The organism is Halobaculum saliterrae, assembly GCF_009831625.1.
GTDB classification, from domain to species: Archaea; Halobacteriota; Halobacteria; order Halobacteriales; family Haloferacaceae; genus Halobaculum; species Halobaculum saliterrae.
On record NZ_WUUS01000001.1, the window covers coordinates 202,340 to 220,816 of the forward strand.

The following is an 18,477-nucleotide window of genomic DNA, read 5'->3' on the forward strand; positions in this document are numbered from 1 at the left end:
CGACGCGGTTCTCGGTTCTCGGTTCTCCGATCGTGTGCCCGCGACGCCTCAGTCGTCCGACGGGCGTCCCGCCGACGCGCCGTCGGAGACGCCCGTCGTGTACACGACCGCGAACCCGCCCAGCACCGACAGCCCCGCGAAGACGACGACGACGGGGGTGCCGATCGCCATCGCCCGCTCCATCGCGAAGTACGCGCCCCAGGTCTTCCGCCCGATCGACTCGGCGGCGATCGCCATCGCCGCGACGCCCGCGACCGAGAGGACGAGTCCGAGCACCGACAGCCCCGCGAACGCCCGCGCGAGCCACGCGCCGGAGAGCCGATCGGCCCCGCCGAGGAGGCGGTCAGACATCGTACACCACCCGCGCGGTCAGCGAGACGAGGAGCAGCGGGACCAACAGCGCGAGCAGTCCCCCCATCAGGATGCCCATGTAGCTGATCGTCGACTCGAGGTGGATCGCCCAGTGCCAGGTTCCCTTGACCTCCGCGATGACGGCCACGGTGCCCACCATGAGCAACGAGAGCGCGAGCAGCGACGCGAGCGTGTACGCGCCGACCCGCACCCAGTACAGCGCGCCGGCGAGTCGACCGCGGTCGTCGCCCGCGCCGTCGGCGACCTCCCCCGAACGGGCGCCGCCCTCGGCGGGCGCGGTCGGGCTACTCATCGACGCCACCCCCCGCCGCGTCGTACGATCGGTACGCGTCGTACGTCGCCAGCGCGAGGACGAGGACGCCGACGCCGAGGACGACGAACGCGGGGCCGAGCGCGAGCGGGAGGTTCGCGTGTGTTCCGCCCATGATGAGAGATCGCTCGGTCCGCGGACTCAAAGCGTTTGTGTCGGGACCGACGGCCGCCGACGCCGCCCGTTGCCCGAGTCCGTGGCGACCGAACGCTTTTGCCCGCGTGAGCCGTGACACGTCATAGAATGCCGTCACGACGGAGCATGCTGGGGAAGCTCGCGGTCGCGGCCGGGATCGGCGTCGCCGGCTGCACGACCGGCGCGCCGCCCGGACTCCCGCTCGACGCCAACCCGCACTCGGTCCCGAGCAGACAGTTCGCACAGAACGACGTACTCCGTCGCGACGCCGACGGCAACGAGCTGCAGGCGCGCCACCGACGAATCCTCCTGTTGGACTTGAAGCGCGAGCCCTCCGAGGAGGCCGCCGAGGCCGTCGAGCGCGCGCTCCGGACCGTCGAGTCGGCGTACGACTGGGCACCCGACGGGCTGTTTCACGCGCTCGCGTGGGGGTCGACGTACTTCGACGACAACGGCGCGCTCGGCCGCGTGCCCATCGAACACCCCGAAGTGCTCACCCGCACCGACGACGAGGCGCTCCAACGGTTCGACGCGATGCTCGTCCTCGAATCGGACGTGCAGTCGCACCTCCCGGCGGCCGAGAGCGCGCTGTTCGGCTCGCGCGACGAGCTGAACGGCGAGCCGGTCGAGCACACCCTCGACGGCGTGTTCCGTCGCCGTGACCGGCGGACCGGCTTCCTCGGCGAGGGACTGCCCGCCGAGCACGTGGACGTGGAAGGGCTGGAGGCGGACGCGCCGATGTTCTCGGGCTTCTTCTCGGGCCGGGAGGGATCGCAGGCGAGCGAGGACCGCGTCGCCATCGAGGACGGCCCGCTGGCCGGCGGCACCACCGCCCACCTCTCGCACATCACGTTCGACCTCCCGTCGTGGTTCTCCTTCGACCAGGGGAGCCGGATCGGGAAGATGTTCTCGCCCGACTTCACCGGCGAGGACGTGGCGGACCTCGGGACGGACGTGCCGTTCGCCGACGCGGTGCGCGAGCACGCTCGCGACCACGGCAGCGTCGGGCACCACGAGAAGGTCGCGCGCGTCCGACGTGACGGCGAGCCGCTGGTGCTCCGTCGGGACTTCAACACCGTCGACGACGGACGCACGGGCGTCCACTTCCTCAGCTACCAGCGCGAGCTCGAGCACTTCCGGCGGACGCGGAAGTCGATGAACGGTTGGTACCTCCGGGACGACCACCCCGACATCACGGACCGCGAGAACAACGGGATCCTCGAGTTCATCAGCACCGAGTCGCGGGCCAACTTCGTCGTCCCGCCGCGGGAGAAGCGGGCGTTCCCGCTCACGATCACCTGATCCGCGGAGAGAACGTGCAAGCAGCGCGGCGGGACGACCGGAGGCGCCGGTCCTTCGGCGGCTACTCGTCGTCGGCGACGGCGCCGTCGACCTCGACCTCGCCCTCGCTCTCGCGGCGGTTCTCCTCGTGGGGGCCGCTCTCGTACTCCCAGACCTTGTGGCCCTTGTACTCCTCCAGTCCGCCCTTCGGTCGCCAGCCGGTGTCCTCCGTTGCCATGTATCCCGGATCAGGATTCGAGAAGTTAACTGTTGTCCCGTCGCGGCCCGACGTCGCGCGGACGTGTCGATACGCGAACGTCTCGCCCGGTCACGCGCCGATCGAGGTCACAGCAGCGCCGGAAGCACCCCCGCGAGGAACGTGAGCGCGGCGATGCCGAGCGCGACGTGGCCGGCGATCCCCGCCGCGAGGAGGGCGACGACGATCGCCTCCGTCTCGGTTCCGATCCGGTCCAATCGAGCGAGCGGGTCGGTCGCAGTCGTGGTTGCCGGCATCAGTCTTCACCCACGTGAGTCTATGGGCGGCAGTGAAAAACCGGGGCGGGCTGGTTCCCGACGACCGGGAACCGACGGAGGCGTCAGCACGCTCGCACGACTCGTGAACGCGCGGTGTCTGGCCGCTACTCGGTCGGCGGCGCGTTCGGCGGGCGCTCGGCGTCCTCGTCGAGGAACACGTTCGAGAACAGGTCGACATGGAGTCTCAGCAGCCGCTCGACCGGCAGCCCGGACTCCTCGGACTGGCGCTCGAGGAACGTCTCGAGGTCGTCGCTCGGGGAGAACCGAACACGCTCGCCCCCGTCCTCGAGTTCGAAGGTGACCTCCGTGGCGCCGGAGACGAGGTGTTCGATCTCCAACAGCGCCTGTTCGACCTTCACCTCCAGCGCTCGGTCGTCCTCCATCATGCGCTGGTCGGCCCACTCGCCCGCGGCCTCGAGGAGCCGGTCGCTCGGCTCGAAGGAGACGGCCATCAGAACGACACCCCCTGTCCCTCGAAGGCCGGTTCCCACAGCGTCACCGTCTCACACACCGGACACTCCCGGCGGACCTCCTCCTCGGGGGAGCCGACGCGCGTCATCGTGCCGCAGTCGACGCACTCGTACTGCATGAACGAACGAACGGAATCCGACGTGTTAGCCTTGTCCCTCGAACGATCGGCTCCGCCGACAGTCGCGGCGCGGCGCTACTCCTCGGGCGGCCACGCCCGCGGCGCGGGGTCGGACTCGCCGAGTTCGCCGAGGTAGACGAACAGCAGCGCGACGATCGCGGCCAACACCAGGACGCCCGCGAGCCCGCCGACGACGTTCGTTCCGACGTACGAGCCGGAGAACGCCCAGAAGTTCTCGATCGTGGCGAAGGTCTGGACGGCGATGTACGCGCACCACAGCCCGATCCCGGTGACCATCGCGGTCAGCACCCAGCTCTGCGAGACCGCGTTTCGGAGTCCCATAGCGATAGCGTCGCACGTGGATCGCAAAAAGTGTACCTCCGTTCGCCGGCGAAGAACCCCGGGGGCGCTCCGCTCACCCCGGGTCGGTGTCGTCGCCGCCGTCGACAGCGTCCGCGTCGCCGACGGTGTCGTCGCCGGTGGCGTCCACGTCGCCGTCGACCGCCCAACCCGACGCCTCTGCGGCCTCCGCGAGCGGGACGAACTCCCAGCCGGCGCGCTCGGCCCACGCGCGCTCGCCCGCCGACTCGACGCCGACCAGCACCATCCGTTCGGCGTGGAACATCGAGTTCGGGCCGACCTCCTCGAGGCGCTCGCTCGGGCCGGTGCCGGTGCCGTTGAAGAAGTCCAGATCCAGCCGGTTGTCCCGCTGGTACTTGTTGATGACGTGGGCGTCCACGTCGCCGACGATGCCGACGTAGTCGGTCCACGTCTCGGCGTCCGCGAGCGCGGCGTGGAGGTTCGACAGCGACCGGATCGCCCGGTACGACAGCGCCATCGTCATCTCGCTCTTCGTCTCGCCGTGGGGGCCCGTCGCCTCGGGCTGTTCCTGGGTCTCCTCGTCGCGCGCGTCGGCCGGGACGCCGCCGCCGCCCCCGCCCTCGCGGGGAATGCCGACGGGCTTGTCGTCGTCCGCGTACGGCACTCGCGGCGTCGACGACTCCAGATCCGCGCCGAGGTCGTCGTCGTACTCCGTCGGCTCCGGCTCGTTCGCGCCTAACTCGTCCGCGCGAGCGGCGCCCGAGCGCCACCCGTCGGTCGAGTCCGCCGTGTCGGCGCCGTCGTTCGGAGCGGAGCCGGCGGCGGCGTCGCCGGCGGACCCGGCGTCGTCGTCGGTCGCGTCTCCGTCGTCGGTCGCGGCCGGATCGGCTCCCTCGTCCGCGTCGGCTCCCCCGGCCGGGTCGCCGCCGTCGTCGTCCCAGAACCAGTCGCCGCGGTTGGGTCGCTCGTCGTCGTCGGGCTGTACGTCGAGTTCGTCGAGGTCGATCTTGTCTGGCATCGCTGGTGGAGTCAGTCGTCCGCTCGCGGGCGGTCGGTGCATCGGTCGAGCGCGTCGCTCGGGAGCTCCAGCGCCTCGCAGCGTTCGGCCGTCGGGATCCCCCGGTCGTTCCACCCGCGGGCGGCGTAGTAGGCGTCGAGCAGCCGCTCGAACGCCTCGCCGTCGACGGCGCGGCCGGCCGCGGGCGCGTCCCCGGCCGGGAGCGGCTCGGCGAACTGGGGCGGGAGGGTGTCGTCGCCGCGGTCGAACCCCTCGCGGGCGTTGAACAGCCGAACGAGCGTCCACACGCGGTCGCCGACGCGGCGGAGGTCGTCGTGCGGGACGCCGAGCGCGTCGAGCCACTCCGCGCCCAGATCGTCCCACAGCGTCTCGCCGGCGAAGTCGTCGACGACGAGGCTCCACAGCACCGCGCGGGCGTTCTGGGCGCCGACGACCGCCTCGACGCGGCGGGCGGTGTCCCAGTCCTCCCGGAACACCTCCTCCTCGATGGGTCGCGCGCGGCGGTGACAGCCGCCGCGGTCGGCGGTCGCGTACGCCAGCGCCATCCCGAGCGCGCCCCGGGGGTCGTAGGCGGGGAGCTCCATCGACTTCACCGTGGGCACGTACTCGTCGCCGCCGTATCGCTCGGCGGCAGCGTCGACGCCCTCCGCGAGCGCGTCGGCGAGGTCGTCGCCGTCGTCACGGCGAGCGATCCGTTCGATGAGGTCGCGCGCGCCCGCCTCGTCGCCGAAGTCGAAGTCCGCCTCGCCGGCGCGCACCGCCCACGCGACGGCGTTGCCGGCGGTGATCACGTCGACGCCGAGGCGGTCGCACGCCTCGCCCAGCGCCGCGACGGCGTCGAAGTCGTCCATCCCCAGCCCCGCCCCGAGCGTCATCGGGGCGGCGCCGCGGGGAACCGTCTCGCCGTCGTCGGTCTCGACGCGGAAGCCGCCGGGCACGTCCTCCTCGGGATGCTCGCGGCCGGCGGCCGCCTCGGTGGCCGCCTCGATCCCGATCCCGTCGACCTCGTTGGCGGTGTCGCGCCAGCCGTTCGCGGGCAGCACGCCCACCTCGGCCGCGAAGTCGATCGACTCCAGCGTCTCGCCCGCGGTCTGCCACTTGCCGGCGTCGTCGGCCGCGAACGCGTCGGCGTACGTCTCGCGCAGCGCCGCGAGCTCGTCGGGCACGTCCGGCGGGTCGCCGCGGGCGACGACCGCCTTGAGGTTCTTCGAGCCCATCACCGCGCCAGCGCCGCCGCGACCCGCGTGGTGGTCGCCGGCGTCGGACGCGATCGTCGCGTACGCGACCTCGCTCTCGCCGGCGGGGCCGACGCACGCGACCGCCGCGTCGGGATACGCCTCCGCGGTGACGACCGTGTCCGCGCCCGCGAGGTCGCCCGCCGGTTCGAGCCGGGGCTCGCCGTCGCCGACGACGAGCGCGGTCGGCTCCTCGGCCGCGCCCGTCACCAACACGCCGAGACAGTCGGGCAGCGACCCCGCGAGCCGGTCGGGGAACGTTCCCCCGGAATAGGAGTCGAGGAACGCGCCCGTCAGCGGCGACTTCGTCACCGCGGCGTAGCGCGACTCGCCCGGGAGCGCGCCCGACAGCGGGCCGAGCACGAACCCGAGGAGGTTCTCGGGACCGCGGGGGTCGGCCCCGGGAGACAGCTCCTCGTACAGGTATCGCGCGCCGAGCCCCTTGCCGCCGAGGTAGCGGCGTCGCCACTCCGCGGGCACCGGCTCGAACCCGACGGTCCCGGCCGAGAGGTCGACGCGAAGCACCCGGGTCCGTGTCATCGTCACCCCGGAAACGGTCGACGCCGATAAGGGTTTGCCAGTGGGCGAGCCGCGCTGGATCGAGCGGCGCGCCCGCAGGCGTTTTCACACGGCGCCGCCCACCTCCGGGCATGTCACGGTACGCCGTCGTCGTCGCCGGCGGGCGCTCGACCCGCTTCGGCGACCGCGACAAGGCCGTCGCCGATCTGGCCGGCACGCCGATGATCCGCCGCGTCGCCGACCGGGTCGCCGACGCGACCGACCGACTGGTCGTCAACTGCCGGAGCGACCAGCGCGAGGCCATCGAGGACGCGATGGCCGGATATCCGAACCCAGTCCGCTACGCCGAAGACCCCGAGCCGGACGAGGGACCGACCGCCGGCATCCGTACCGGCCTCCGGGCGGCGGAGGCGTGGGCGGACGACGACGGCACGGCCGACGGACGCGACGCTGCCGCGTTCGTCGTCGCCTGCGACATGCCGTTCGTCGACCCCGCCCTCGTGGCGGCGCTGTTCGACCGCCTCGACGGGGACGGCGAGGGCGACGCGGGGGACGACGAGGGCGACCAAGGAGACGACGGGGGCGACTCGCCCGACGCTGTCGTCCCCCGCGTCGACGACGAGTGGTTCCAGACCACCCACGCGGTGTACCGCGCCGGGGCGATGGCCGACGCCTGCGACGACGCGCTCGCGCGCGGCGACCGCAAGGTGATCGCGCCGCTGTTCGAGTTAGAGTACGAGACGGTCGGCGCCGACGACCTCGCGGCGCTGGGCGTCGACGACCGGAGCTTCGAGAACCTCAACACCCGCGAGGAGTTCGAGGCGGCCGCCGAGGCGTTCGCCCGACGGTAGCTACGCCTCGATCACGTCGACGATCCGCCCCTCGCCGAGCGCCGCGAGCACCACGCGGTCGAGCCGACCCGCCCCGTCGGCCTCGAACGCCGCAGCGGCGACCTCCCGTGCGACGGCCTCGTCGTCGGCGTCGTCCACCTTGTTCACCAGCGCGACGACCTCAGCGTCCGGTGGGACGTCCTTCAATCCGCCCTCGGGGGAGGCGAGCACGCGGCCGACCGCCTCGGGGGTGATCCGCTCGCCCTCGTCGATCCCTGCGATCGATGCCACGCGCTCGGGACGGTGGACGCGTTCCTCGGTCAGCGGTTCGCCGACCGCGTGGGCGGAGGCGATCGGCACGACCGCGTCGGCGCTCGCGGGCACCTGCGGCTCGCGGTCGTCGGGCGCCTTGAACTCGCGCATCCGCGCGCCGTCGGCCTTCACGAGCACCGGGCCGTCGTGGGCGGCCGCGAGGTCGTCGACGACGTCGACCTCGTAGCCGAGGTAGCGGTCGTCGCGCTCCCGCTCGGGGACGAGCCCGAGCGGCCAGTCGGCGGCGTCGCCGTCGCGGTCGACGGCCGCCAGCGCGTCCACCGGGTCCTCGGTCACCGCGACGCGCGCGACGTGGTCGTCGAAGATGGGGATGCGGACCGTCGCGGTGACGACCGCGCGGTCGAGGCGGTTCGCGAGCGTGTACAGGGTCGTCTTCTTGCCGCCGGCGCCGACGACGCAGACGAGCCCCTCGGTCGGGAGGGCGTCCTCCGGTTCGATGGTCACGTCCGTCAGTTCGGGTCGGCGGCCGAGTAGCTTGCGCCACGGGCCAGCGAGAGCGCGGCGCCCGCGACGCCGCCGGCGACGAACGGGACCGTCCGCTCGGCGACGCCCGCGGCCGCCACCAGCGGCGGGCCGGTCGTCGTGTCCGAGCCGAGGAGGCCGAACGCGACGGTGGCGCCGGCGAAGGCGAGCACCGCCACGCCGGCGAACACGGCGGCGGTCCGCAGGACCGTTCCGGTCCCGGTGTCGCCCATTCCGGCGGCGTAGCCCGCGGCGCCGCCCGCGACCGCGCTCGCCAGCGCCGACAGCGCGGCGGCGGCGGTGAGCAGCCAGACGGTGTCGCGGGAGAGGTCGATCAGCGTCGTGGCGAGTCCCTGTCCGACGGCGAACAGGCCCGCGACGACACCGGCCGCGAGCGCCAGCACGATCTGTCTGTCGAGACGTCCGTATCCGCGCGTGGTGGAGGGCATCGTCCGCGGGTACTCGGGCCCCGAAAACAAATCTTTCGCCCGTCGCCGCCGCGGTCACGGCTGCGCCGGGGTTGGGCAGGGTGGGCCGGATTCGAGGAGGGAACGGCGCGGCAGGGGTGAGAGCGCCGAGGGCGGCGGGAGCGAGAGCGGCGCCGGGGAGAACCGGATCCGCGACGACGGACGGCTACTTCGTCCCGGCCGCCTCCGCGACCGCCGCCTCGACCTCGTCGGTGTCGGGGAACGTCAGCGGCTCCGTCGCCTTCCAGGTGTACGTCACGGTGCCGTCGGGCGCGACGACGAACACCGCGCGGTTCGCGATGCCCCGCATGATCGAGTCCTCGCGGCGCACGCCGAAGTCGTCGATCACGTCGTTGTTGAACCCCGAGACGAGCGGGTACTGGAGGTCGTACTCGTCGATGAACGCCAGCAACGACCACGGCGAGTCGACGCTGACGCCGTACAGCGGCGCGTCCAGGTCCGCGAGGTCCGCCTTCCAGTCGCGCAGTTCACACAGCTCCCGCGTACAGGTGCGGGAGAACACGCCCGGATAGAACGCGAGGACGACCGGACCGTCCTCGAGGGGGTCCGACAGCGAGAACTCCCGCACGTCGTCGCCGGTGTAGGAGCCGCGGTCGGTCTCCCGTGCGGCCTCGGGCGTCGCCATCGGTGCGGTCACGTCGGGGGCGTCGTCGCCTATTTCGAGCATATCGGTGTGGTGTGTGGCCGGCGGCTAAACCTTTCGTGCCGTGGTGGTTCGGTCGGCCGTGTCGGTGCCGCCGGCGTGCTCGAACGGGAACCGATCCCGGAAGTCCGGCGAACGGGCTCGTTCCGGTCCGACGTCGCGTGCCGCCGTTCGACGGTGCGGTACGGGCGCTCACCGCTCGTCGACGGGGAGCCCGGCCGTGGGATCACCCGACTACACCGGGCGTTCGCGGGTGTCAATTCGTGTCAGAAGGGGCAGTAGTTGCTGGATCAAGACTTTATCGGCAGATCGCGTATCCGGACAGTATGACATCCGATGCCCCGGCGGATCTCTCGCCCGAGTTCCTCGCCGAGTTGGTCGAATCCGTCGGCGTGGGCGTCGGGGTCTACGGACGGGACGGACGATACGTCTACGTCAACCAGTCGTACGCCGATCTGTTCGGCGTCGAACCGGCGGAACTGGTCGGAACGTCGCTGTGGGAGGTCGTTCCGGGGATCGAGGCGAGCAAGTTCGACTCGTACTGGACCTCGTTCGCCGACGACGAGACGCGGACGGACGAGACGATACACGCGTACAACGACAGCGAGGTCCCCGTCGCGACGGTCACGACGCGGCGGTCGATCGACGGCACCGCCTACCACTTCGGGACGATCAAGGACATCTCGGAGCGGAGGGACAGGGAACGCGAGGTCGCACGCCAGAACGAACGGCTCGAGGACTTCGCGAGCGTCGTCTCTCACGACCTCCGGAACCCGTTGAACGTCGCGCAGGGGTATCTCGACCTCCTCCGCGAGGACGTCGACCGGGACGAGTTGCGGCTCGTCGACAACGCGCTCGACCGGATGGCCGTGCTGATCTCCGAACTGTTGGAACTCGCACAGAGCGACAGCGAGGTGGGCGAGACGGCGCCGGTTTCGATAGGGGCTGTCGCGGAGGAGGCGTGGCGCAACGTGGACACCCCGGAGGCGGTTCTGGACACGCCCGACGGGAACCCTCGGCTCGTGGCCGACGAGTCGCGCCTCCTGCAGCTGTTCGAGAACCTCTTCCGGAACGCGATCGAACACGCCGGGCCAGACACCCACGTGACTGTCGGTGTCGGTTCGGACGGGTTCCACGTGGCCGACACCGGACCGGGAATTCCGCCGGGCAAGCGCGATCGCGTCTTCGAGACGGGATACACCACCGACGAGCGGGGAACCGGGTTCGGGCTGAGTATCGTCCAACAGATCGTCACCGGACACGGGTGGACGATACGGGTCACGGAGGGTTCCGACGGCGGCGCACGATTCGATATCGACGGGGTCGAGTTCGTCGCCGAATAGGACCCCGATGGGAGGCAGTTCGCTCTCGGCCTCCGAGCCGTCGAGGAGGTCGATGGCGCCCCGGAAAGTCAGTCGTCGGCGGCGTCGATGGCGTCATCGCCGTCGGTGGCGTCGTCGTCGTCGACGGCGTCCACACCCGTCCCGTAGCCGTACTCCTCGTGGGCCGTTTCGGGCGTGAGCTTCCCGAGTCGCAGGTCGCGTTCGATGGCCTCGTCGGGGCGGTCGGCCGGGTCGCCGTGGCCGCCGCCGCCCGGCGTGCGAACGCTGACGACGGTCCCCGCGGGGAGATCGCGGGTGTGCTTCGCGGGCAGTTTCTCCAGTTCGTCGCCCGAGCCGTCCACGAGATACGCCGCGCCGTTGGCCCCCTCGCCGCCCCCGTTCAGGCCGTACGGGTGTGACTCGTGGCGCTCGGCGAGCAGGCTGAATCGGGCGGTGTGCCCGCGGACACGGATGTCCCGGCGGAGGCCCAGTCCGCCGCGGTGCTCCCCCGCGCCGCCGGAGTCCGGCCGGAGTTCGTACCGCTCGATCCGGAGCGGGTACGCGGTCTCGAGGACCTCCGCGGGCGTGTTCAGCGTGTTGCTCATGTGGACGTGGACGCCGTCCATCCCGTCGCCGCCCGCGCGGCCGCCGAAGCCGCCGCCCTGGGTCTCGTAGAACGCGTACGGCGTCGGCTCGTCGCCCCGGGAGTCCGTCCCGCCGAGCGTGACGTTGTTCATCGTCCCCTGCCCGGCGGCGGCGACGGCCTCGGGTGCCGCCCCCGCGAGCGCGCCGAGCACCACGTCGGTGACGCGCTGGCTCGTCTCCAGGTTCCCGCCGACGACGGCCGCCGGCGGTCGCGGGTTCACGATCGTCCCGTCGGGCGCGACGACCTCGATCGGGCGGTAGCAGCCGTGGTTCGGCGGGATGTCCGGGTCCGTCACACAGCGGACGGCGTAGTACGTCGCCGAGGCGGTCACCGCGAGCACGGCGTTGATCGGTCCCTCGGTCTGATCTGCGGTCCCGGTGAAGTCGACGGTCACCTCGTCGCCGTCGACCGTCAGCGCCACCTCGACCGCGAGGTCCTCGTTGCCGCGGCCGTCGTCGTCGAGCGCGTCCGCGAACTCGTAGGTTCCGTCGGGCAGATCCGCGATCTCGGCGCGCATCCGCCGCTCGGAGTAGTCCTTGATCTCCTCCAGCGCCGGCGCCAGATCCGCGCCGTGCTCGGCGGCGAGATCGCGGAAGCGTCGCCGGCCGGTGGCGTTCGCGGCCACCTGCGCGCGGAGGTCGCCGCGGCGCTCCTCGGGCGTGCGAACGTTCGCGAGGATCATCGAGAGCACGTCCTCGCGCACCTCGCCCTCGGGCGTGCCGTCGGCGGCGACCTCGCCGGTCCCGCGCTCGAACTTCACCGGCGGGATGCGCAGGCCCTCCTGATAGATCTCGGTCGAGTCGGCAGCGACCGAGCCCGCCGTGGAGCCGCCGATGTCGGCGTGATGGGCGCGGTTGGCCGCGAACGCGATCACCTCCTCCCCGGCGTCGTCGTGGATCGGGGTGACGAGCGTCAGGTCCGGGAGGTGCGCGCCGCCCCGGAACGGGTCGTTCAGGAGGACCGAGTCGCCCGGCGAGAGCGACTCGGGCGGGAAGGCATCGACCGCCGCGGCGACGGAGTACGGCATCGCCCCGAGGTGGACCGGCATCGTCTCCGCCTGCGCGATCATCTCGCCGTCGGCGTCGAACAGCGCCGTCGAGCAGTCCCGCCGCTCCTTGATGTTCGGGGAGTAGCCCGTCCGGACGAGCGTCGCGTTCATCTCCTCGGCGACCGCCTCGCAGCCGTTGCGGATCACCTCCAGCGTCACCGAGTCGACGCCGGCGGGAGAGGGGTCGCTCATTCGCCGCCACCTCCGGTCTCGACGACCAGGTTCGCGTCGCCGTCGACTCGGGCGCGCTGGCCCGGGTGGACGACGACGGTGCTCTCGCTCCCCTCGACCACCGCGGGGCCGTCGAACGCCGCGTCCGTCGGCAGGCGTGTTCGGTCGTACACCGGCGTGTCGCGGTCGCCGTCGGCGAACCCGACACGGCGTGACCGCGTGATCGCGTCGTCGGGGTCGCCGTCGCGCTCCTCGGCCGTGAGGTCGGGCGGCTCCACGAGCCCGCGGGCCCGCAGGCGGACGGTCACGAGTTCCACCGGCTCCCCGGGCGAGGCGTGGCCGTACCGGCGCTCGTGGGCCGCGTGGAAGCGCTCCTCGACGGCGGCGAGCTCGTCCGCATCGAGGTCGCCCTCGACCGGGACCGACAGGTCGAACGACTGCCCGGCGTAGCGCAGGTCGAGCGTCCGCTCGAACGCCACCTCGTCGGCCGCGCGGCCGGCGTCACGGAGTTCCGCGCGCCCCTCCGCCTCGAACGACTCGTAGGCGTCCCGGAGGGCCGCCGGGTCGACGTCGTCCCAGCGGCGCACCATCGAGGTGGAGTAGTCGTACACCACGTCGCTGATGAGCAGTCCCAGCGCGGAGAGGACGCCGGCGGCCCGCGGGACGATCACCTCGGGGATGTCGAGGCCGTCAGCCAGCGCGGTCGCGTGCAGGGGGCCGGCGCCGCCGAACGCGACGAGGGCGAACTCGCGGGGGTCGTAGCCGCGCTCGACGCTGACGACGCGGAGCGCGCGGCGCATGTTCGCGTTCGCCACGTCGAGCAGGCCGCGGGCGGCGGCCTCGGTCGCGTCGGGGTCGCCGGCGACGGCCTCCGCCAGCGGGGCGAAGGCGTCGCGGACGCGGTCGTCGTCGCGGCCGAGCGCGTCCGGGAGGAACGCCGAGGGGTCGATCCGGCCGAGCACGAGGTGGGCGTCGGTGACGGTCGGCTCGGTCCCGCCGCGGTTGTAGCAGACCGGGCCGGGCTGGGCGCCCGCCGACCGCGGGCCGACGCGCAGTGCGCCGCCCGTGTCGACGTAGCCGATGGAGCCGCCGCCGGCGCCGACGGTGTGGATGTCGACCGTCGGCACCGAGACGGGGTACTCGCCCACCTCGGTGTCGGTCGTCACGAGCGGCTCGCCATCGCGCACGAGGCTCACGTCGCAGGAGGTGCCGCCCATGTCCATCGTGATCAGGTCGTCGACGCCGCGGCGGCCGGCGACGTGGGTCGCGCCGCGGACGCCCGCCGCCGGCCCCGAGAGGAGGGTGTTGACGGGGCGCTCGCGGGACGCCTCCGCGGCCATCAGTCCGCCGTTCGACCCCATCACGCGCAGGGGCGCGTCGATCCCGAGGTCGCCGACGGCGTCGGCCAGCGATCCGAGGTACGCGTCCATGACGGGCTTGAGCGCGGCGTTCATCGCGGTCGTCAGGGTGCGCTCGTACTCGCGGATCTCGGGGAGCACGTCCGAGGACAGCGAGACGCTGGCGTCGATTCCCTCCTCACGCAGGATCTCCCGGACGCGACGCTCGTGCTCCGGGTGTTCGAAGGAGAACAGCAGGGAGACGGCGACGCTGTCGATCCCCGACTCCCGGAGGTCGCCGGCGCGGTCGCGGACGGCGGCCTCGTCCAGTTCGCGGAGCACGTCGCCGCGTTCGTCCACCCGTTCCGGAACCTCGAATCGGCGGTCCCGAGGGACGACCGGGTCGGGCTTCGTCGCCTCGAAGTCGTAGATGTCGGGGCGGGTCTGTCGGCCGATCTCGACGGCGTCGCGGAAGCCCTCGGTCGTGAGCAGGGCGGTGTCGGCCCACTCGCCCTCCAGCACGGCGTTGGTCGCGACGGTCGTACCGTGACCGAGAAACGATACCGAGGGGAGCGACGCGTCCAGTTCCCGAAGGCCGGTCACGACACCCTCGTCGGGCGATCCCGGGGTCGATGGTGTCTTGTCGACGCGGATCCGCCCGTCCCGGACCGTCACGAGGTCCGTGAACGTACCGCCCACATCGACGCCGACGCGCGTGCCCGCCGGCGCGTGATCGTCGGTCATACACGAGGGTACGGCGGCTGGGTTGTATGCGTTCGCCTCGCGGACATCGCCAGCCGTCGAGGGAACAGTCATGTTGCGTGAGGTGCATGCCCACACATCGCATGGTTGAGGAACACCACGTCGAAACCGCGGTTGACCGACTCGGCGTCGCGCTCGATCCGATCGAGATCGAGCGGTACGCCGCCGACGCGACCGAGGCCGCCGCGATGACGGCGGCGTTCGAGCCGACGACGGACGGGCGCGATCCCCGGGAGTACGAACCGGGAGACGACGAGTACAACGCCTTCCGGTACCGGGTCGAGGAACGGGGCGGCAACGGCGCCTTGGAGGGACTCCGTGTCGCGGTAAAGGACAACATGGCCGTGGCAGGGGTGCCGATGACGTGCGGGTCCGCCGGCGTCGACTTCGTCCCGCAGTACGACGCGACCGTCGTCGAGCGACTCGAGACGGCGGGCGCACGGCTCCTCGGCACCACAAACATGGACGAGTTCGCGTTGACGACGACCGGGGAGACCTGTGCGCACGGACCGACCCGGAATCCGGCGACCGACGACGGCGTCCCCGGCGGCTCCTCCAGCGGGAGCGGAGCGGCCGTCGCCGCCGACCTCGTCGACGCGGCGCTGGGGAGCGACACGGGCGGCAGCGTTCGGATCCCCGCCTCCTACTGCGGCGTCGTCGGACTCAAGCCGACCCACCGGACCGTCCCCCGGTTCGGGTTCGGCGACCTCGCGCCGTCGCTGGACCACGTCGGGCCGCTGGCGTCGTCGGTGTCGACCGCGTTTCGCGTGTACGACGCCATCGCGGGGCCGGACCGTCGCGACCTCTCCTCTCGCGCGGCCCGTCCCGCCCGGAACACGCACGCGGCGGTCGGCGACTCCGTCGACGGGACGACCGTCGGCGTCGTGCGGGAGGCGATGGACGTGGCCGATCCCGAGGTGCGCGAGGCGGTGGGAGCCGCCCTGACCGACCTCGAGGCGGTCGGCGTCGAGACGAGGGCGGTGTCGCTGCCGCGGTTCGAGGAGATGGCGTCGGCGGTCGTCGTGATCGCGAACACCGAGTTCGCCTCGTTGCTCGCGGATCGGGGACTCGTTCGCGGGAGCGGCACCGGGTACGCGGACCCGTGGCGCTCGGCCGCGGCGGACCTCGACTGGGACGCGCTCGGCGACGGTGTCGTCGACAGCGCCGTCACGTTCGAGGCCCTGTTCGAGGCGACCGAGGGCCGTGCCTACGTCGGGGCACAGAACGTACGCGAGCGGTTCACGGCGTCGGTCGACGCCGCGCTGGAGGACGTCGACGCGCTGGCGCTGCCGACGACGCCGACGACCGCGCCGGAGTTCGGCGAGGTGACGACCACCGCCGACGTGATCGGGACGATCACGAACACGAGCCCGTTCGACCTGACCGGCACCCCCGCGCTGTCGGTTCCGGCGGGAACGGCCGACGGGCGGCCGGTGGGGCTCCAACTCGTCGCCGACTGGTTCGACGAGCCGACGCTCGCGCGCCTCGGGTCCGCCGTCGAGTAGCGACGGACCGAACACCGGGGACTATTTCAACTCGACGACGGATATATTCGGTAAGCTGTGTGAAACAACCGGACGATCAGGAGACGATCCGGATACTAATTCGATGATCACGAACGGATCCGGAAAGATAGTTCCGGACCCCATAGCTTATCCTCCTCGGGCATCCTTACCATGCTGTGACGACACATGGGAAAAGGTAACAAGAAGGAGGACGAACCGGGGGGGTTCGTCCCGGGGACGTTCTCGATCGCGGCACGCGATCCCGACGCCGACGAGTTCGGCGTCGCCGTCAGCACCGCGCTGGTCGGCGTCGGGGCGCTGTGTCCGTTCGTGAGCGAGAACGCCGCCGTGGCGACCCAGTCGTTCGTCAAGGTGTCCCACGGCGCCAACGCCGTCGACCTCGCCGACCGCGGCGTGAGCGTGCCGACGGCGTGTGACGCGTTGCTCGAGGACGACGAACACGCGAGCTACCGGCAGCTCCACGGCATCGACGGCGACGGCCGGACGTTCGCCTTCAGCGGCGACGACTGCGTCGACTGGAACGGACACCTCGAACGGGACGACCACACGGTCGCTGGCAACATGCTCTCGAACGGCGACGTGATCGAGGACATCAGCGAGACGTTCCGGGAGACCGAGGGGGAACTCGCCGAGCGGCTCATGACCGCCCTCGAGGCCGGCCAAGGGGCCGGCGGCGACAAACGTGGGAAGATCAGCGCGGCGTTGCTCGTCCACTCGCCCGACCCCAAACTGTACCACAACCTCCGCATCGACAACTCGGAGGATCCGGTCGACGACCTCCGCGAGGCGTTCGAACTGGGCAAGCAGACGGAGACGGATCTGCCCGCGTCGACCGACGAGATGCTCGGGGAGTACCCCGACGAGATACTCGACTTCGGACTGAAGTACTGACGAGACCCAACACATGACTGACGACAACCACTTCGACCCGACAGACGTCGATCGTCGCCGCTTCCTGAAGGCAACCGGCCTCGCGGGCGCCGGCGGCATGACCGCGATGGCCGGCTGCGCCGGCGGCGGTGACGACACCGAGGAACCGACCGACACCACCGGTGGCGGCGACGGCAACGGCGACGCCACGCCGGCAGAGACCGAGGAGCCCGGCGAGATCCAGGAGGGCGGGACGCTCATCTGGGGACACAGCGAGGTGACACAGAACCTCGACATCCACCAGACCGCGACCGCCAGCACCGGTCGCTTCCTCAACAGCGTCTACGACGCCCTCGTCGGACTGACGAGCGACCTCGAACTGTCCACGGACCCCGACATCGCGAGTCCGGGCCTCGCGACCGACTGGGAGGTCAGCGACGACCTCATGACGTACACGTTCTCGCTCCGGGAGGGCGTGACGTTCCACGACGGGACCGAGCTCACCGCCGAGGACGTGAAGTACAGCTACGACCGGATCGCGAATCCGGATACCGGCGCGATCATGCAGTTCGTCTTCGGCTCGACTGAATCCGTCGAGGTCGAGGACGACTACACCGTCGTCGTCAACCAGTCCGAGCGGTACCAGCCGTTCCTGCGCCAGCTGGCGTTCTCGGGGACGTCCATCGTGCCGGCGGACTCGGGCGACACGATCGGCGACGAGCCGATCGGCACCGGCCCCTTCGAGTTCGTCATGCGCCAGCAGGGCAACCGCGCCGAGCTGGAGGCGTTCGACGACTACTGGGGCGAGGGCCCGTACCTCGACGCCGTCGAGGAGCGGACCGTCACCGACCCGGACAGCCGCCTCACCGGGATCGAGGAGGGGGACTTCGACCTCATCAACGACATCCCGCTCGACGACATCAACGACGTCGTCGGGAACGAGGACGACGACCTCAAGACACGGACGTGGTCGCCGCTGTCGTGGGCGTTCCTCAACATGAACAACACCGAGCCGCCGTTCGACGACCCGGACTTCCGGAAGGCCGTCGACTTCTGCATCGACAAACAGGCGCTCGTCGAGGGCGCGCTGTTCGGCAACGGCGAGCCGACCGCGAGCCCGAGCTTCCCGAACAGCGCCTTCCGCAATTCCGACATCTCCCCGCGCCAACAGGACTTCGATCGGGCCGCCGAGCTGTTCGAGCAGTCGGAGTACGACGTCGACGAGTTCGACCTCACGTTCAAGGTCACGACGAACTACCCGTGGCACGTCGACGCGGCGACGATCATGCAGCAGTTCTTCCAGCAAGCGGGGCTGAACGTGGAGATCCAACAGCTCCAGTGGAGCGACTGGCTCTCGCAGGTGTTCGCGAACCAGGACTTCACCCTCTCGATGGTGAACTTCTTCACCTTCTGGGAGCCGGCGTACCTGTACACCTCGCTGTGGACCTCCGACGGCTCGTTCAACTTCCGCGGCTACGCCAGCGACGAGTACGACCAGGCCGTCGCGGACGCCGCCGCGGCGGACGGTCGGGAGGAGGCGATCCCCCTGTACCAGGAGGCGCAGTCGATCATCCACGAGGACGTGCCCGACGTGATGCTGTGGTTCCGCGACGGGACGGTCGCCGCGAAGAACAACGTCTACGGGCTGGACACGGTCCTCTCGCCGAACAACAGCGAACTCAACTTCGGCCGGATGTGGATGGACCAGTCATGACCGCGACCGGG

Annotated in this window: 21 protein-coding genes; 6 read left to right on the top strand and 15 right to left on the bottom strand. The window is 71.4% G+C overall.

The features are described from left to right. Window positions 1-48: 48 nt before the first annotated feature. Genes GRX01_RS01040 through GRX01_RS01050 form a run of 3 tightly spaced genes read right to left on the bottom strand, consistent with a single transcriptional unit; the run spans window position 49 to window position 797 of the window. Window positions 49-351 (bottom strand): hypothetical protein, encoded by a 303-nt coding sequence (locus GRX01_RS01040; RefSeq protein WP_159662555.1) that lies wholly within the window; start codon window positions 349-351, stop codon window positions 49-51. Beyond that, complete coding sequence (locus tag GRX01_RS01045) at window positions 344-664, bottom strand: hypothetical protein (protein WP_201289464.1); 321 nt, start codon at window positions 662-664, stop codon at window positions 344-346. The genes GRX01_RS01040 and GRX01_RS01045 overlap by 8 nt, the downstream gene beginning before the upstream one ends. Beyond that, window positions 657-797, bottom strand: a complete 141-nt coding sequence (locus GRX01_RS01050) for a hypothetical protein (RefSeq protein WP_159662557.1) — start codon at window positions 795-797, stop codon at window positions 657-659. Before GRX01_RS01050 ends, GRX01_RS01045 begins: the two co-directional genes overlap by 8 nt. A 128-nt stretch (window positions 798-925) precedes the next feature. Here GRX01_RS01050 and GRX01_RS01055 point away from each other — a divergent pair, with 128 nt between their 5' ends. Next, window positions 926-2,119: a DUF7405 family protein gene (locus tag GRX01_RS01055; RefSeq protein ID WP_159662559.1), complete on the top strand. Its 1,194-nt coding sequence runs from the start codon at window positions 926-928 to the stop codon at window positions 2,117-2,119. Between the two features lie 61 nt (window positions 2,120-2,180). Here the strand turns inward: GRX01_RS01055 and GRX01_RS18705 are convergent, their stop codons facing one another. The 7 genes from GRX01_RS18705 to GRX01_RS01080 all read right to left on the bottom strand — a co-directional run bounded on the left by GRX01_RS18705 (window position 2,181) and on the right by GRX01_RS01080 (window position 6,335). Further along, window positions 2,181-2,336 carry a hypothetical protein gene (locus tag GRX01_RS18705; protein WP_201289465.1) on the bottom strand — a complete coding sequence of 52 codons (156 nt, stop codon included), beginning with the start codon at window positions 2,334-2,336 and terminating at the stop codon, window positions 2,181-2,183. Window positions 2,337-2,443: 107 nt separating this feature from the next. Then, window positions 2,444-2,611, bottom strand: a complete 168-nt coding sequence (locus GRX01_RS01060) for a hypothetical protein (protein WP_159662561.1) — start codon at window positions 2,609-2,611, stop codon at window positions 2,444-2,446. Between the two features lie 125 nt (window positions 2,612-2,736). Beyond that, window positions 2,737-3,084 carry a hypothetical protein gene (locus tag GRX01_RS01065; protein ID WP_159662563.1) on the bottom strand — a complete coding sequence of 116 codons (348 nt, stop codon included), beginning with the start codon at window positions 3,082-3,084 and terminating at the stop codon, window positions 2,737-2,739. Then, entirely contained in the window at window positions 3,084-3,221 is a 138-nt protein-coding gene (locus tag GRX01_RS18710) for a hypothetical protein (RefSeq protein WP_201289466.1), read from the bottom strand. The genes GRX01_RS01065 and GRX01_RS18710 overlap by 1 nt, the downstream gene beginning before the upstream one ends. Window positions 3,222-3,296: 75 nt before the next feature. Then, entirely contained in the window at window positions 3,297-3,563 is a 267-nt protein-coding gene (locus tag GRX01_RS01070; protein ID WP_159662565.1) for a hypothetical protein, read from the bottom strand. Between the two features lie 73 nt (window positions 3,564-3,636). Next, complete coding sequence (locus GRX01_RS01075; RefSeq protein WP_201289467.1) at window positions 3,637-4,560, bottom strand: DUF7124 domain-containing protein; 924 nt, start codon at window positions 4,558-4,560, stop codon at window positions 3,637-3,639. An 11-nt stretch (window positions 4,561-4,571) separates the two neighbouring features. Next, a complete protein-coding gene (locus tag GRX01_RS01080; protein ID WP_159662567.1) occupies window positions 4,572-6,335 on the bottom strand; it encodes an aldehyde ferredoxin oxidoreductase family protein in 1,764 nt (587 codons plus the stop codon). 110 nt (window positions 6,336-6,445) lie between these two features. Between GRX01_RS01080 and mobA the strand changes: the two genes are divergently transcribed. Further along, entirely contained in the window at window positions 6,446-7,165 is a 720-nt protein-coding gene (gene mobA, locus GRX01_RS01085; protein ID WP_159662569.1) for a molybdenum cofactor guanylyltransferase, read from the top strand. Here mobA and yqeC read toward each other — a convergent pair whose 3' ends face one another. From yqeC to GRX01_RS01095, 3 genes are all read right to left on the bottom strand, one after another. After that, entirely contained in the window at window positions 7,166-7,915 is a 750-nt protein-coding gene (gene yqeC / locus GRX01_RS01090) for a selenium cofactor biosynthesis protein YqeC (protein ID WP_321167882.1), read from the bottom strand. A gap of 11 nt (window positions 7,916-7,926) precedes the next feature. Then, a complete protein-coding gene (locus GRX01_RS18715; RefSeq protein ID WP_201289488.1) occupies window positions 7,927-8,388 on the bottom strand; it encodes a hypothetical protein in 462 nt (153 codons plus the stop codon). A 184-nt stretch (window positions 8,389-8,572) separates the two neighbouring features. Next, the gene (locus GRX01_RS01095; protein WP_159662571.1) at window positions 8,573-9,094 is read right to left on the bottom strand and encodes a redoxin domain-containing protein; all 522 of its coding nucleotides are present in this window, start codon (window positions 9,092-9,094) and stop codon (window positions 8,573-8,575) included. A 302-nt stretch (window positions 9,095-9,396) separates the two neighbouring features. Between GRX01_RS01095 and GRX01_RS01100 the strand changes: the two genes are divergently transcribed. Further along, window positions 9,397-10,413: a sensor histidine kinase gene (locus tag GRX01_RS01100; protein ID WP_159662573.1), complete on the top strand. Its 1,017-nt coding sequence runs from the start codon at window positions 9,397-9,399 to the stop codon at window positions 10,411-10,413. Window positions 10,414-10,481: 68 nt separating this feature from the next. Here the strand turns inward: GRX01_RS01100 and GRX01_RS01105 are convergent, their stop codons facing one another. Then, window positions 10,482-12,278, bottom strand: coding sequence for a hydantoinase B/oxoprolinase family protein (locus GRX01_RS01105; RefSeq protein ID WP_159662575.1), 1,797 nt, complete (start codon window positions 12,276-12,278; stop codon window positions 10,482-10,484). After that, entirely contained in the window at window positions 12,275-14,338 is a 2,064-nt protein-coding gene (locus GRX01_RS01110; RefSeq protein ID WP_159662577.1) for a hydantoinase/oxoprolinase family protein, read from the bottom strand. The genes GRX01_RS01105 and GRX01_RS01110 overlap by 4 nt, the downstream gene beginning before the upstream one ends. A 101-nt stretch (window positions 14,339-14,439) precedes the next feature. On the opposite strand from GRX01_RS01110, the gene GRX01_RS01115 reads away from it, so the two are divergent. The 3 genes from GRX01_RS01115 (at window position 14,440) to GRX01_RS01125 (ending at window position 18,466) form a co-directional block, all read left to right on the top strand. After that, window positions 14,440-15,861, top strand: coding sequence for an amidase (locus GRX01_RS01115; RefSeq protein ID WP_159662579.1), 1,422 nt, complete (start codon window positions 14,440-14,442; stop codon window positions 15,859-15,861). A gap of 186 nt (window positions 15,862-16,047) precedes the next feature. Then, complete coding sequence (locus GRX01_RS01120) at window positions 16,048-16,773, top strand: DUF1028 domain-containing protein (protein ID WP_159662581.1); 726 nt, start codon at window positions 16,048-16,050, stop codon at window positions 16,771-16,773. Window positions 16,774-16,786: 13 nt separating this feature from the next. Beyond that, window positions 16,787-18,466, top strand: a complete 1,680-nt coding sequence (locus GRX01_RS01125) for an ABC transporter substrate-binding protein (RefSeq protein ID WP_159662583.1) — start codon at window positions 16,787-16,789, stop codon at window positions 18,464-18,466. Window positions 18,467-18,477 lie beyond the last annotated feature (11 nt).

Coding starts and splice junctions, on each gene's coding strand:
- GRX01_RS01105 (WP_159662575.1), bottom strand. CDS start 12,278: ATGAGCGACCCCTCTCCCGCCGGCGTCGACTCGGTGACGCTGGAGGTG.
- GRX01_RS01095 (WP_159662571.1), bottom strand. CDS start 9,094: ATGCTCGAAATAGGCGACGACGCCCCCGACGTGACCGCACCGATGGCG.
- GRX01_RS01070 (WP_159662565.1), bottom strand. CDS start 3,563: ATGGGACTCCGAAACGCGGTCTCGCAGAGCTGGGTGCTGACCGCGATG.
- GRX01_RS01060 (WP_159662561.1), bottom strand. CDS start 2,611: ATGCCGGCAACCACGACTGCGACCGACCCGCTCGCTCGATTGGACCGG.
- GRX01_RS01055 (WP_159662559.1), top strand. CDS start 926: ATGCCGTCACGACGGAGCATGCTGGGGAAGCTCGCGGTCGCGGCCGGG.
- GRX01_RS01100 (WP_159662573.1), top strand. CDS start 9,397: ATGACATCCGATGCCCCGGCGGATCTCTCGCCCGAGTTCCTCGCCGAG.
- GRX01_RS01120 (WP_159662581.1), top strand. CDS start 16,048: ATGGGAAAAGGTAACAAGAAGGAGGACGAACCGGGGGGGTTCGTCCCG.
- GRX01_RS01045 (WP_201289464.1), bottom strand. CDS start 664: ATGAGTAGCCCGACCGCGCCCGCCGAGGGCGGCGCCCGTTCGGGGGAG.
- GRX01_RS01080 (WP_159662567.1), bottom strand. CDS start 6,335: ATGACACGGACCCGGGTGCTTCGCGTCGACCTCTCGGCCGGGACCGTC.
- GRX01_RS01050 (WP_159662557.1), bottom strand. CDS start 797: ATGGGCGGAACACACGCGAACCTCCCGCTCGCGCTCGGCCCCGCGTTC.
- GRX01_RS01040 (WP_159662555.1), bottom strand. CDS start 351: ATGTCTGACCGCCTCCTCGGCGGGGCCGATCGGCTCTCCGGCGCGTGG.
- GRX01_RS18710 (WP_201289466.1), bottom strand. CDS start 3,221: ATGCAGTACGAGTGCGTCGACTGCGGCACGATGACGCGCGTCGGCTCC.
- GRX01_RS01075 (WP_201289467.1), bottom strand. CDS start 4,560: ATGCCAGACAAGATCGACCTCGACGAACTCGACGTACAGCCCGACGAC.
- mobA (WP_159662569.1), top strand. CDS start 6,446: ATGTCACGGTACGCCGTCGTCGTCGCCGGCGGGCGCTCGACCCGCTTC.
- GRX01_RS18705 (WP_201289465.1), bottom strand. CDS start 2,336: ATGGCAACGGAGGACACCGGCTGGCGACCGAAGGGCGGACTGGAGGAG.
- GRX01_RS18715 (WP_201289488.1), bottom strand. CDS start 8,388: ATGCCCTCCACCACGCGCGGATACGGACGTCTCGACAGACAGATCGTG.
- GRX01_RS01115 (WP_159662579.1), top strand. CDS start 14,440: ATGGTTGAGGAACACCACGTCGAAACCGCGGTTGACCGACTCGGCGTC.
- GRX01_RS01125 (WP_159662583.1), top strand. CDS start 16,787: ATGACTGACGACAACCACTTCGACCCGACAGACGTCGATCGTCGCCGC.
- GRX01_RS01065 (WP_159662563.1), bottom strand. CDS start 3,084: ATGGCCGTCTCCTTCGAGCCGAGCGACCGGCTCCTCGAGGCCGCGGGC.
- GRX01_RS01110 (WP_159662577.1), bottom strand. CDS start 14,338: ATGACCGACGATCACGCGCCGGCGGGCACGCGCGTCGGCGTCGATGTG.